The sequence below is a fragment of the Curvibacter microcysteis genome (assembly GCF_028649455.1).
In the GTDB taxonomy this organism is placed as follows: domain Bacteria; phylum Pseudomonadota; class Gammaproteobacteria; order Burkholderiales; family Burkholderiaceae_C; genus Curvibacter; species Curvibacter microcysteis.
Genome location: NZ_JAQSIO010000008.1, coordinates 1 through 13,169, shown reverse-complemented (window position 1 = coordinate 13,169; position 13,169 = coordinate 1). Strand labels below are relative to the sequence as shown.

The following is a 13,169-nucleotide window of genomic DNA, read 5'->3' as shown; positions in this document are numbered from 1 at the left end:
TGGCATGAGAAAATCCCGGCCTTTTCCCACTTGGCACGGGCCTGTCAGGCCCTCAAGCACCATGACGCTTCACCCCGCTTCCCGTCCGTTCACGCTGGCCGATTTCGACTTCGAGCTGCCGCCTGAACTGATCGCCCAACACCCCGCCGCCGAACGCAGCGCCTCGCGCCTGCTGGACGGCCGCAACGACACCCCAACGGACCGCATCTTCCGTGAACTGCCCAGCCTGCTGCGCGCCGGGGACCTGCTGGTCTTCAATGACACGCAAGTGATCAAGGCCCGCCTGTTTGGCGAGAAAGCCACCGGCGGCAAAGTCGAGCTGCTGGTTGAGCGCGTGCTGCAGGACCACGAGGTGGTGGCCCACATGAAGGTCAGCAAAAAGCCGCCCGTGGGCAGCACCCTGCACATGGTGGGCGGCTTCAGCGCCACCTTGCTGGGCCGCTGGCCCGACGAGGACGGCGCGCTGTTCCGCTTCCGCTTCAGTGGCGAACCGCACGCGCTGATGGCCGCCCATGGCCATGTGCCGCTGCCGCCCTACATCGAACACAGTGACTCCGCCGAGGACGAGCAGCGCTACCAGACCGTGTTCGCGCGCCACCCCGGCGCCGTGGCCGCGCCCACCGCCGCGCTGCACTTTGACCAGGCCTTGCTGGACCAATTGAGCGCCCAAGGCATCGAGCGCGCCAGCGTCACCCTGCATGTGGGCGCGGGCACCTTCCAGCCCGTCAAAACAGACAACCTGGCCGAGCACAAAATGCACCGCGAGTGGTACCAGGTGCCAGTCGCCACCCTGGCCGCACTGGAGCGCTGCCGCCAGCGCGGCGGCCGCGTGGTGGCCGTGGGCACCACCACCGTGCGCACCCTGGAGTCCTGGGCCCAGTCGGGCCAGACCACGGGCGACACGCAGATCTTCATCACCCCGGGCTTTGACTTCCAGGTGGTCGATGTGCTGATCACCAACTTCCACCTGCCCAAAAGCACCCTGATGATGCTGGTCAGCGCCTTGGCCGGATACGAACGCATCATGGGCCTGTACCGCCACGCCATCGCCCAGGGCTACCGCTTCTTCAGCTATGGCGACGCCATGCTGCTGGAGCGCCAGCGCCCAGCTTGAAGCCCACGGCGCCGCTCCCTCACAACGCATTCCAGGCCGGCGCCCACGCTGGCCACCGGGGCCTGGTGCCCCGGACACCCCCCTCCTAAAATCCCGCCATGCTCAAATTCGACCTCCTCGCCACCGACCCCGACAGCCACGCGCGCCGGGGCACGCTCACGCTCAACCACGGCGTGGTGCAGACGCCCATCTTCATGCCCGTGGGCACCTACGGCACGGTCAAGGGCGTGATGCCGCGCAGCCTGGAGGACATGGGCGCGCAAATCATCCTGGGCAACACCTTCCACCTCTGGATGCGCCCCGGCCTCGATGTGATGCAGAGCTTTGGCGGCCTGCACCAATTTGAAAAATGGAACAAGCCCATCCTGACCGACTCGGGCGGCTTCCAGGTCTGGAGCCTGGGCGCCATGCGCAAGATCAGCGAAGAAGGCGTCAAGTTCGCCAGCCCCGTGAACGGCGACAAGCTGTTCCTCACGCCCGAGATCAGCATGCAGATCCAGACCGTGCTGAACTCCGACATCGTGATGCAGTTCGACGAGTGCACGCCCTATGAGACCAAGGGCCACCTGACCACCGAGCGCGAGGCCCGCACCTCGATGGAGCTGTCGCTGCGCTGGGCCCAGCGCTGCAAAACCGAATTCGCCCGCCTGGAGAACCCCAACGCCTTGTTCGGCATCGTGCAAGGCGGCATGTTCGAAAACCTGCGCGACGAGTCCCTGGCCGCCCTGGTGGAGATGGACTTCCCCGGCTACGCGGTCGGCGGCGTCAGCGTGGGCGAACCCAAGGACGAGATGCTGCGCATCATGGCGCACACCCCGCACCGCCTGCCCGCGCACAAGCCCCGCTACCTGATGGGCGTGGGCACGCCCGAAGACCTGGTCGAGGGCGTGGCCCAGGGCGTGGACATGTTCGACTGCGTGATGCCCACGCGCAACGCACGCAATGGCACCATCTTCACGCGTCATGGCGACCTGAAGCTGCGCAATGCGCGCCACAAGAGCGACCCCCAGCCGCTGGACGCCACCTGCACCTGCTACGCCTGCGCGGGCCAGTCTGGCGTGTCCTGGGCCGATGGCGGTCGCGACGGCTTCAGCCGCGCCTACCTGCACCACCTGGACCGCTGTGGCGAAATGCTGGGCCCGATGCTGACCACGGTGCACAACCTGCACTACTACCTGAACCTGATGCGCGAGGTGCGCGAGTCCCTGGACGCGGGCCAGTTCAGCGCCTTCCGCGCCCGCTTCAAGACCGAGCGCGCGCGCGGCGTCTGAGCCCTGGGCACCTGCCGGGCCAGCGCCGCCCGGCCGCTCGCCCAGGCCAGATCCTCTCGCGCGACGGCGTGGCCAGGCTGGGGCTCAACAGTGCAATTTGTCACGCTGAAACGACAAATGTCCCCATCAGCCGCCAACAGCGCCCTTGATGGAGACTTTTCGCACGGTTCCACCCTCGCCTCAATCTGTGAGCAGAAGTAAGCTCCGGTTCGGAGGAACCCCATGAACACCGAAGTCATCTGGCATTTTCTGAGCACACAAGGGGCCGATTTCGGCCTCAAGGTCCTGGGCGCCATCGCCGCCTGGGTGATTGGGCGCTGGCTGATCAGCCTCACGCTGCAACTGCTGGGCAAGGTCCTGGCGCGCGGCAGCCGGGTCGACGCCACCCTGGCCGAGTACCTGAGGTCCATTCTCAGCGTCTTGCTGAACATCGTCCTGGTGCTGGCCATCCTGGACATCTTTGGCGTCAGCACCACCTCGTTTGCCGCCTTGCTGGCGGGAGCGGGCCTGGCCATCGGCACCGCCTGGGGCGGCTTGCTGACCCACTTTGCAGCCGGGGTCTTCCTGCAGGTGCTGCGGCCCTACAAGGTGGGTGACTTTGTCAGCGCAGGCGGCGTCACCGGCACGGTCAAGGAACTGGGCCTGTTCGGCACCACCATCATCACGCCCGACAACGTGATCACCATCGTGGGCAACAACAAGGTGTTCTCGGACACCATCCAGAACTACAGCACCCTGGCCGTGCGCCGCGTGGACTGCGTGGCCAAGGTGGCCAACGGGGTGGACGTGCAGGACGCCATGGCCCGCCTCAAGGCCGCGGTGAGCGCCCTGCCCCATGTCGCAGCCCAGCCCGCGCCCGACGTGGAAATTCTGCAATTCACGCCCGAAGGCCCGCTGCTGTGCGTGCGCCCCTACACCCACACCGACCACTACTGGCAGGTCTACTTCGACACCCACAAGGCCGTGGTCAGCACCTTCGGAGCGGCCGGCTACCCGGTGCCCGAAACCCCGGTGGCGCACCGCACCCTGTGAACGGGGGCCCGCAACACGCCCCAGGCGTGTTCGCGGTTCGCGGGCCCAGCGCTGGAGCCTCAGGCGTCCAAGTCGAACTTGACGCCCTGGGCCAGCGGCAGCTCGGTGGAGTAGTTGATGGTGTTGGTGGCGCGGCGCATGTAGGCCTTCCAGCTGTCTGAGCCGGCTTCGCGGCCACCGCCGGTTTCCTTCTCGCCGCCAAAAGCCCCGCCGATTTCAGCCCCGCTGGGGCCGATGTTCACATTGGCAATGCCACAGTCCGAGCCGGTGGCGGAGACAAAGCGCTCGGCCTCGCGCAGATTGAGCGTGAAGATCGACGAGGACAAGCCCGCACCCACAGCGTTGTTCAGCGCGATCGCCTCGTCCAGCGTCTGGTAGCGCAGCACGTAAAGGATGGGCGCAAAGGTCTCGTGCAGCACCGGGCCGGTGTGGGTGGGCATTTCCACCAGCGCCGGACGCGCGTAGCAGGCGGCGGCGCCAGCGGCGGTCAGCACCCGCTCGCCACCATGCACCGTGCCGCCAGCCGCGCGGGCCGCGTCCAGCGCCTGTTGCATGGCCTGCCAAGCGGCCTCGTCGATCAGCGGGCCAACCAAATTGCCAGGCTCGCGCGGATCCCCCACCCCCACGCTGGCGTAGGCGCGCACCAGGCGCGGCACCAGGGTGTCGTAAATCGATTCATGCACGAACAGGCGGCGCAGCGTGGTGCAGCGCTGGCCGGCTGTGCCCATGGCGGCAAAAGCGATGCCGCGCAGCGCCAGGTCCAGGTCGGCCGAGGGCGCCACGATGGCGGCGTTGTTGCCGCCCAGCTCCAGCAAGGCACGCGCAAAACGCGCCGCCAGCTTGGGCGCCACCGCCCGGCCCATGGCGGTGGAGCCCGTGGCCGAGACCAAGGCCACGCGCGGGTCGTCCACCAAGTCGGCGCCGGTGTCGCGTTCGCCGATCAAGAGGCTCAGCAAACCCTCGGGGGCATCGCCAAAACGCGCCAGGGCGCGCTGCGCAATGGCGTGCGTGGCCAGGGCCGTGAGCGGGGTTTTCTCAGACGGCTTCCAGACCACCGGGTCGCCACAGACCAGCGCCAGCGCCGCGTTCCAGGACCACACGGCCACCGGGAAGTTGAAGGCCGAGATGACGCCGCAAACGCCCAGCGGGTGCCAGGTTTCCATCATGCGGTGCTGAGCCCGTTCGGTGGCCAGGGTCAGGCCATGCAATTGGCGTGACAGGCCGACGGCAAAGTCGCAGATGTCGATCATCTCTTGCACCTCGCCCTCGCCTTCGGACGGGCTCTTGCCCACCTCCAGCGTGACCAGTTGGCCCAGTTGGGTCTTGGCCGCGCGCAGCTCTTCGCCCAACAAGCGCACCAACTCGCCGCGGCGCGGTGCCGGCACCTCGCGCCAGGCCAAGAAGGCGCGCTGTGCCTGGTCCACCACCGCCGTCACGGCGCTGGCGGGCTGCAGCGCGACCTGGCCCAGCAACTCGCCCGTCAAGGGCGAACGAACCGGCCAGCCGCCTTCGGCCTGCACCTGGTCCAGGGGCACCCCCAAGGCCTGCAACAGCGCGTGGGCCTGGGCCGTGACGCTGGACGGCGTGGCGGATGAAGAAGCGGGGAGGGAAGCAAGGGAAGCAGTCATGGCAAGTCCTGGTCAGCAAAGCCCGGGGCGCGGGGCCCGGAAGGTCAACACCCCAGGCCCAGGGCCCGGAGATTGCGGCCGACTATCCAAGATGGCGCAGGCCTTGGCTATCGAATGTTTGGCAAGACTTGATGCCTTGACGGCATCAAGTCCCCACAGCCTATTCGATTGATCGGGCGCACATGATGCGATCGCCGCATCAGCTGACCGAAGCGCTCCCCGACTCGGGCCAGGGCTCGGCCAGGCTTTGCGAGGGCCGGCGCAGCACCGGATCAAAGGGGTTGATGCGCGGCCCCAACTGGGCCGCCTCGCGTTGCAGGAGCGCCACCACGGTGGGCAGGCGCTCGGGGTTGAGGCGGTCGGCAATGGTGCCCACGCTGAGCGCGGCCACCGGCCGGCCCTCGGCGCTGAGCACCGGCACCGCCACGCCCGCCATGCCGTCCAACAGCCCGGTGTTGCGCCCGGCGTAGCCGAGCTGGCGCACACGCTCGATTTCGGTGCGCAGGTAAACCTCGTCATAGACACCGAACTCGCGCACCCGCGACAGGTTGAAACGGATCACCTCCTCGCGCTCGTCCTCGGGCAGGAAGGCCAGGATGGCCAGCGCGCCCTGGCCCACGCCCAGGGCCACGCGCCCGCCGATGTCGCCGGTGAAAGAGCGGATCGGGAACGGCCCCTCGGCCCGGTCCAGGCAGACCGCATCAAAGCCGCTGCGCACCAGCAGGAACAAGGTGTCCCCCAGGCTGGCACACAGGCGCAGCAAGGCCGGGCGGCACAGCGCGCGCAGCCCTCCCGTGTTGCCCGCCTGCGCGGCCAGGGCGAAGAAGTCGACGCTCAGGCGGTACAGCTTGCTGCGCTCGTCTTGCTCGACCATGCCCTCGGCCACCAGGGCCTGCAGCAAACGGTGCGTGGTGGCCTGGGTCAGGCCCACGCTTTGCGCCAGATGGGTGACGCGCGCACCTTCGGGGGGCACCCGGCTCAGGGCCCGGATCACGGCAAACACGCGCGGCACGCCGCCGCTGGCTGGTTCTGGAGTGCTCATCTTCACCTCGGTGGAATTCTTGGGGGATTATCTCGCCAATGATTTCATTCAATGGAATATTTTAAATAAACCTTCCGATTAATGGAATTCACCATTGTTTCTGGCCCGACCTTTGCAATAGAGTGAAAAAAAGCAGGCCTCTTCATTCACCCTCTTTTGAAACCGCTGCCAAAGGCTCAGACGATGTCGTTTCTGCAACTGCACGAGGTGTGCAAAAACTACGGTGCCACACCGGCCGTGTCCTCCCTCAACCTGAGTGTGGACAAGGGCGAGTTCATCTCCTTGCTGGGCCCCTCGGGCTGCGGCAAGACCACCACGCTGCAAATGATTGCGGGCATTGAGGCGGTGACGGCCGGGCGCATCGTGCTGGACGGCCAGGACATCACCCACACCAAGACGCACCAGCGCGGCCTGGGCATCGTGTTCCAGACCTACGCCCTGTTCCCCCACATGACCGTGGCCGACAACGTGAGCTTTGGCCTGGAGATGCGCCGCTGCCCGGTGGCGGAGCGGCGTGAACGCGTGCAGGCCGCCCTGGCCCTGGTGCACCTGGACCAGCACGGCCAACGCTACCCGCGCGAGCTGTCGGGCGGCCAGCGCCAGCGCGTGGCCCTGGCACGCGCCCTGGTCATCGAGCCACCCGTGCTGCTGCTCGACGAGCCCTTGTCCAACCTGGACGCCAAGCTGCGCGAAGAAATGCAGTTCGAACTGCGCCGCATCCAACGCCGCGTGGGCACCACCACGGTGATGGTCACGCACGACCAGAGCGAAGCCCTGTCGGTGAGCGACCGCGTGGTGGTCATGGAGGCGGGCCGCATCACCCAAGTGGCCGATCCGCTGGCCGTCTACGAACACCCGGGCAACCGCTTCATCGCGACCTTTGTGGGCAAGGCCAACCTGCTGCCCGGCACCGTGCTGGAGGACGAAGCCGGTCTGGCGGTGCAGGTGGGTGCACTGCGCCTGCCACTGCCGGGCCCGGTGTTCGCCGCGGGCAGCGCGGTGCTGATCGGCCTGCGCCCGGAGAAACTGCAACTGCGCCCCGCCGGCCAAGGGCGGGTGCCAGGCCGGGTGGAAGAGTGCTTCTTCCTGGGCAGCCAATGGCTGTACCGCCTGGCCACGCCGCTGGGTGAACTGATGCTGCTGGCGCCCAATGACGGCAGCGCCGCGCTGAACGTGGGCAGCGAAGCCGGTGTGGACTGGCCCGACCACGCGCTGCGCCTGCTGCCCGCCGACAGCCACAGCGCCCGTGCCGGAGCGCTGGCATGACAGCGCGCACGCCCTGGCTGCTCAGCGCCCCGGCGTTGAGCCTGTTTGCCACCCTGCTGGTGACGCCGCTGCTGCTCACCGCCTTGCTGTCCTTCAATGTGTTTGACCCCGCCACGGGCGTCAAAGAGGGGGCCTACACCCTGGCGCACTACGCCACGGTGTTCACCGACAGCTACTACCTGGGCATCTTCTGGCGCACCTTCTGGACAGCGGGCCTGACCACCTTGATCTGCGTGCTGATCGGCGCGCCGCAAGCCTATGTGCTCAGCCGCATGGGCAGCCCATGGCGTTCCATCTTGCTGCTGGTGGTGCTGGCCCCGCTGCTGGTGTCGGTGGTGGTGCGGGCTTTTGGCTGGTCCATGCTGCTGGGCCCCGAAGGCCTGATCAACCAGGCGCTGATGGCCGTGGGCATCGGCCGGGTCAAGCTGCTCTACACCGAGGCCGCCGTGCTGATCGCCTTGGTGCATGTGATGCTGCCCTTCATGATCATCCCGGTCTGGACCTCGCTGCAAAAGCTGGACCCGAGCGTGGCCCAGGCCGCGGCCTCGCTGCGCGCGGGGCCGTTCACGATCGCGCGGCGCATTGTGCTGCCGCAGGTCTTGCCAGGCATTTTGTCGGGCAGCCTGATTGTGTTTGGCCTGGCCGCAAGTTCTTTTGCCATTCCCGGCCTGCTGGGTGGGCGCCGCCTGAAGATGGTGGCCACCATCGTCTACGACGAGTACCTGCACGAACTCAACTGGCCCCAGGGCGCGGCCGTGGCCCTGACCCTGCTGGTGGCCAACCTGATCGTGATGCTGAGCTACAACCGCCTGCTGGAGCGGCGCTACCAAAAAGCGCTGGGGTGAATCACCATGTCCCAATCAAGCCAAAGCCCTGGCCGCAACGGCCCCATCGCCCTGGTCTTCAATGCGCTGGTGGTCAGCTTCATGCTGGCCCCGCTGCTCATCGTCTGCGTGGTCGCTTTCACGCCCGAGAACACGCTGACCCTGCCCACGCACAGCCTGTCGCTGCGCTGGTTCCGGGCGGTGTTCGAGCACCCGGACTTTGTGCAGTCCTTCTGGAACAGCCTGTGGCTGGCCCTGGGCTCGGCCACCCTGTCCACCGCGCTGGCCGTGCCCGCTGCGATGGCGCTGACGCGCTACCAATTTGCCGGCCGCAACCTGCTCAACGGCCTGTTCCTGTCACCGCTGATCATCCCCCACCTGGTGCTGGGTGTGGCCTTGCTGCGCCTGTCCAACCTGGTGGGTGGCTCGGGCAGCTTTGGCTTCTTGCTGCTGGCCCACGCCCTGGTGGTCACGCCTTACACGCTGCGCCTGGTGGTGGCCTCGCTGGTGGGTTTTGACCGCAGCATCGAGCAAGCGGCGCTGTCACTGGGCGCGACGCCGGCGCGCACCTTCTGGCGCGTCACCGTGCCCCTGATCCTGCCCGGCGTCAGCGGCGGCTGGTTGCTGGCCTTCATCAACAGTTTTGACGAAGTGACCATGTCGATCTTCGTCACCTCCCCCGCCACCGTGACCCTGCCGGTGCGCATGTACATGTACGCGACCGAGTCCATCGACCCGCTGATGGCGGCCGTCTCGGCCCTGATGGTGGGCGTGACCGCGCTGGCCATGCTGGTGCTGGACCGCCTCTACGGACTCGACAAGGTCTTGGTCGGAGGCAGCAAATGAACCCCCATGCCCTGAAGAAAACCGGCCCCGGCCTGTTGCACCGCGTGACTGAACTGGCGCGCGAGCCCGTGCCCATGCGCGTCGACGGCCAAGCCATCACCGCGCTGGCGGGCGACACCGTGCTGACCGCCATGCTGACCCACGGCGCCGTGCTGCGCCAGAGCGACTTCAGCCTGGAGCCGCGCGCCGGCTTTTGCCTGATGGGCGCCTGCCAAGACTGCTGGGTGGGCACCGAAGACGGCCAGCGCCTGCGCGCCTGCGCCACCCCGGTCAGCCCAGGCTTGAGCGTGCTGACCCGCCGCCCGCAAGGACCCACATGAGCCGCGCCACCCTCCCCCCCGAAACCGAGCTGCCTCCGGTGATCGTCGGCGCCGGCCCGGCCGGCATCCGCGCCGCACAAACCCTGGCCGCGCACGGCCTGCGCCCCATCGTGCTGGACGAAGGCGCACGTGGCGGTGGCCAGATTTACCGCCAGCCCCCCACGGGCTTTGCGCGCAGCGCCAAGGCCTTGTATGGCTTTGAAGCCCGCCGCGCCCAAGCCGTGCACGCGGCCCTGGACGACAACCTCAGTCGCATCGACTACCGGCCCGAGCGCCTGGTCTGGAACGCCGGCCCGGGCTGGCTGGACGTGTTGCACCAAACGCGCAGCCAGCGCCTGCCCTGGCGCGATGTGATCGTGGCCACAGGCGCCACCGACCGCATCCTGCCCCTGCCGGGCTGGACCCTGCCCGGCGTCTACAGCCTGGGCGGCGCCCAAGTAGCGCTCAAAGCCCAAGGCTGCGCCATTGGTCAGCGCGTGGTGTTGATGGGCACCGGCCCCCTGCTTTACCTCGTGGCTTACCAGTACGCCCGGGCCGGGCGCGGCCACGGCGTGAGCGTGGCCGCCGTGCTGGACACCGCCCACTGGCGCGACAAACTGGCCGGCACACCCGGCCTGCTGAGCCAACCCGCCACCCTGGCCAAGGGCAGCTACTACCTGGCCTGGTTGCGCGCCCACGGCGTGCCCGTGCACTGGGGCGTGCAGCCCGAGCGCGTGCAGGGTCTGACCCAGGTGCAGGGCCTGCAGTGGCGTGACCGCCAGGGCCGCCCCCAGCACACCGAATGCGACGCCGTGGCCCTGGGCTACGCGCTGCGCCCCGAAAGCCAACTGGCTGATTTGCTGGACTGCCGCTTTCACTTTGACGCCCTCAACCGCGCCCAGGTGCCCGAACGCGACAGCGCCGGACGCAGCAGCGTGGGCGGCGTCTACCTGGCTGGTGACGGCGCCGGGATCCAAGGCGCGGACGCCGCCGAATGGGCCGGCGAACGCGCCGCCCTGGCCTTGCTGCAGGACCGGGGCCTGGCCGTGGACGGCCAGCGCGCCCAGGCGCTGGAGCAGCGTCTGGCCCGACTGCAGCCCTTTCGCCAAGGACTGGAGCGGGCCTTCCCCTTCCCCGTGCACTGGGCCGCGCAAGCGCCTGACGATTTGGTCGTGTGCCGATGTGAAGAAATCACCGCCGGTGAACTGCGCCGCCAGGTGCGTGAAGCCGGTGCGCCCGAGATGAACCGCCTGAAAGCCCTCAGCCGCGTCGGCATGGGCCGCTGCCAGGGCCGCATGTGCGGCGCCGCAGCCGCTGAAATCCTGGCCCACGCCAGCGGCCAGGACATTGCCCAAGTGGGCCGGCTGCGCGCCCAGGCGCCGCTCAAGCCGCTGCCCCTGGCCATGGTCTGCGAGCCCGCTGCCCCGGAGGCCCCATGAACGCACCCAGCACCAATTCGCCCAGCGGCCAGCGCCTGGACTGTGACGTGGTCATCGTCGGCGGCGGCATTGTCGGCAGCTCGGCCGCCCTGGCCCTGGCCCGCGCGGGCCGGCGCGTGGTGCTGCTGGAGCGCGACCTGTGCGGCGCCCGCTCCAGCGGCGTCAACTACGGCGGTGTGCGCCGCCAGGGCCGCCCGCTCAACCAACTGCCACTGGCCCAGCGTGCCCACGCCATCTGGGGCCGTTTGCCCGAGCTGCTGGGCACCGACGGCGAATACCAACGCAGCGGCCACCTCAAATTGGCGCGCAGCGAGGCCGACCTGGCCGCGCTCGAACAGTACCGCGCACTGACCCGCGACTTCGACCTGGGCCTGCAGCTGCTGGACCGCGCCGCCCTGCGCGCGCGCTGCCCCTGGCTGGGTGAGCGCGCGATCGGCGGCTCGCTGTGCCCCGAAGATGGTCAGGCCAACCCCCGCCTGGTGTCGCCCGCTTTTGCCCGTGCCGCCGCCCGCGCCGGCGCCCAGGTGCTGGAGCGCCAGGCCGTCAGCGCGGTCGAGCACAGCGCCGCCGGCTTTGAGGTCCACACCCAGGCCGGCCTGCGGGTGCACGCGGCCCAACTGATCAACTGCGCCGGCGCCTGGGCCGCCCCGCTGGCCGCGCAGTTTGGCGAACCCGTGCCCATGGTGTCGGGCCACCCGGCCATGGCCGTGACCGAGCCCCTGCCCTTCTTCATGCCCCTGAGCCTGGGGGTGGAGGGTGGCGGCATCTACGGCCGCCAAGTGCTGCGCGGCAACCTGGTGCTGGGCGGCGGCTCCGGCTTGGCGCTGGACCCGCTGCGCGCACGCAGCAGCAGCGAGGCGCTGAGCAGCCTGATGCAGCAGGCCATCGAGCTGCTGCCCGCGCTGCGTTCGGCCCACATCATCCGCACCTGGAGCGGCACCGAGGGCTACCTGCCGGACCGCCAACCGGTGCTGGGCCCCAGCCACCGCGTGCCCGGCCTGCTGCATGGGTTTGGCTTTGCCGGCGCCGGCTTCCAGATTGGCCCCGCCGCCGGCGAGGTGCTGGCCGAGCTGGCCTGCGACGGTCGCAGCAGCACGCCCATCGATGCTTTTGACATGGCCCGTTTCAGCCCCCCGCCCAGCACCGACTGAGCGCTTTTTTCACCCCCGTTGACCCAGGAGTCCCCATGAAAAAAACCTCTACCTTCCAGTTGCGCTGCGGCGCGGTGCTGGCTGCCACCAGCCTGCTTTGCGCGGCCGGCGCCGCCACAGCCCAGACCAAGACGATCTACATCGGCATGAACGGCGGCACGATGGAGAAGGCCTACACCCAGTACGTGTTCCCGGCCTTTGAAAAGCTGCACGGCGCCAAGGTGGTGGTGGTGCCCGGCACCTCGTCGGACATCCTGGCCAAGGCGCAGGCCAACAAGGACAAGCCGCAGATGCACCTGATGTTCCTGGACGACGGCATCATGTACCGCGCCATCGGCATGGGCCTGTGCGAAAAGCAACAAGCCAGCCCGGTGCTCAACGACATCTACCCCGCCGCCCGCCTGAAGAACGACATGGCCACCGGCGTCAGCCTGGGCATGACAGGCCTGGCCTACAACAAGAAAATGTTCACAGAAAAGGGCTGGGCCGCGCCCACGTCCTGGATGGACCTGGCCGACCCCAAGTACAAGGGCAAGGTGGTGTTCCAGTCCATGCCCTCATCGACCTTCGGCCTGCATGGCTTCCTGATGTTCAACCGCATCCAGGGCGGCACCGACAAGAATGTGGAGCCCGGCTTCAAGGCCTGGGGCGGCAGCATCGGCCCCAATGTGCTGGAGTACATCCCCAGCTCGGCCAAGATCTCTGAGATGGTGCAGACCGGCGAGGCCGCGCTGTTCCCGCTCACGCCCACCGCCGTGGCCGCGCTCAAGACCAAGGGCATCCCGGTCGAGTACGCCCAGCCCAAGGAAGGCTCGGTGGTGCTGATGGTGGCGCAGTGCGTGATCGCCAAGAACAGCGAGCCAGACCTGGCACAGAAGCTCGCGCAGTTCCTGCTGTCGCCGCTGGCCCAGGCCAATGTGCTGCAGTTTGGCGCGCAGATCCCGACCAACCCCAAGGCCCCGGTGGTGGGCGATGGCGTGGAACAGGTCAAGATGATCAACGGCTACATGAAGAACGCCGTCACCCTGGACTGGGACGCCATCAACGAAAGCCGCCCGGCCTGGAACACGCGCTGGAACAAGACCATCGAGCGTTGAAGTCCACAGCCCCCCGCGCCAGGCGGGGGCGCCCAGCAAAAAGGCCACCCGAAGGTGGCCTTTTGCGTGGGAAGCTCAGGAACTGAGGATCAGTTCAGAGCCACCTTCTTGCCGTCCTTGTACGTGTACAAGGTGATGGCCGGGTTCTTCAGTTCGCCAT

General features: G+C 68.1%; 12 protein-coding genes. 10 read left to right on the top strand and 2 right to left on the bottom strand.

What is annotated here, in order from left to right; translation table 11 throughout:
* Positions 1 to 61 precede the first annotated feature (61 nt).
* The 3 genes from queA to PSQ39_RS17525 all read left to right on the top strand — a co-directional run bounded on the left by queA (position 62) and on the right by PSQ39_RS17525 (position 3,417).
* On the top strand, positions 62 to 1,114 hold the full coding sequence (gene queA, locus PSQ39_RS17535; RefSeq protein WP_273928233.1) for a tRNA preQ1(34) S-adenosylmethionine ribosyltransferase-isomerase QueA: 1,053 nt from the start codon (positions 62 to 64) through the stop codon (positions 1,112 to 1,114).
* 98 nt (positions 1,115 to 1,212) lie between these two features.
* Positions 1,213 to 2,385 (top strand): tRNA guanosine(34) transglycosylase Tgt, encoded by a 1,173-nt coding sequence (tgt, locus tag PSQ39_RS17530; RefSeq protein WP_273928231.1) that lies wholly within the window; start codon positions 1,213 to 1,215, stop codon positions 2,383 to 2,385.
* Positions 2,386 to 2,607: 222 nt separating this feature from the next.
* Positions 2,608 to 3,417: a mechanosensitive ion channel family protein gene (locus PSQ39_RS17525; RefSeq protein ID WP_273928229.1), complete on the top strand. Its 810-nt coding sequence runs from the start codon at positions 2,608 to 2,610 to the stop codon at positions 3,415 to 3,417.
* Positions 3,418 to 3,476: 59 nt separating this feature from the next.
* Here PSQ39_RS17525 and amaB read toward each other — a convergent pair whose 3' ends face one another.
* Both amaB and PSQ39_RS17515 read right to left on the bottom strand, forming a co-directional pair.
* Positions 3,477 to 5,045: an L-piperidine-6-carboxylate dehydrogenase gene (amaB, locus tag PSQ39_RS17520; RefSeq protein WP_273928227.1), complete on the bottom strand. Its 1,569-nt coding sequence runs from the start codon at positions 5,043 to 5,045 to the stop codon at positions 3,477 to 3,479.
* A 199-nt stretch (positions 5,046 to 5,244) separates the two neighbouring features.
* Positions 5,245 to 6,087 carry an IclR family transcriptional regulator gene (locus PSQ39_RS17515; protein ID WP_273928225.1) on the bottom strand — a complete coding sequence of 281 codons (843 nt, stop codon included), beginning with the start codon at positions 6,085 to 6,087 and terminating at the stop codon, positions 5,245 to 5,247.
* 183 nt (positions 6,088 to 6,270) lie between these two features.
* Between PSQ39_RS17515 and PSQ39_RS17510 the strand changes: the two genes are divergently transcribed.
* Genes PSQ39_RS17510 through PSQ39_RS17480 form a run of 7 tightly spaced genes read left to right on the top strand, consistent with a single transcriptional unit; the run spans position 6,271 to position 13,009 of the window.
* Entirely contained in the window at positions 6,271 to 7,353 is a 1,083-nt protein-coding gene (locus PSQ39_RS17510) for an ABC transporter ATP-binding protein (protein ID WP_273928223.1), read from the top strand.
* Positions 7,350 to 8,198 (top strand): ABC transporter permease, encoded by an 849-nt coding sequence (locus PSQ39_RS17505; RefSeq protein WP_273928222.1) that lies wholly within the window; start codon positions 7,350 to 7,352, stop codon positions 8,196 to 8,198. The genes PSQ39_RS17510 and PSQ39_RS17505 overlap by 4 nt, the downstream gene beginning before the upstream one ends.
* A gap of 6 nt (positions 8,199 to 8,204) precedes the next feature.
* On the top strand, positions 8,205 to 9,023 hold the full coding sequence (locus tag PSQ39_RS17500) for an ABC transporter permease (protein ID WP_273928220.1): 819 nt from the start codon (positions 8,205 to 8,207) through the stop codon (positions 9,021 to 9,023).
* Entirely contained in the window at positions 9,020 to 9,343 is a 324-nt protein-coding gene (locus tag PSQ39_RS17495) for a (2Fe-2S)-binding protein (protein WP_273928218.1), read from the top strand. The genes PSQ39_RS17500 and PSQ39_RS17495 overlap by 4 nt, the downstream gene beginning before the upstream one ends.
* A complete protein-coding gene (locus PSQ39_RS17490) occupies positions 9,340 to 10,761 on the top strand; it encodes an FAD/NAD(P)-dependent oxidoreductase (protein ID WP_273928216.1) in 1,422 nt (473 codons plus the stop codon). Before PSQ39_RS17495 ends, PSQ39_RS17490 begins: the two co-directional genes overlap by 4 nt.
* Positions 10,758 to 11,912: an NAD(P)/FAD-dependent oxidoreductase gene (locus PSQ39_RS17485; protein ID WP_273928214.1), complete on the top strand. Its 1,155-nt coding sequence runs from the start codon at positions 10,758 to 10,760 to the stop codon at positions 11,910 to 11,912. Before PSQ39_RS17490 ends, PSQ39_RS17485 begins: the two co-directional genes overlap by 4 nt.
* Positions 11,913 to 11,947: 35 nt before the next feature.
* A complete protein-coding gene (locus tag PSQ39_RS17480) occupies positions 11,948 to 13,009 on the top strand; it encodes an ABC transporter substrate-binding protein (protein ID WP_273928213.1) in 1,062 nt (353 codons plus the stop codon).
* The last annotated feature ends 160 nt before the right edge of the window (positions 13,010 to 13,169 follow it).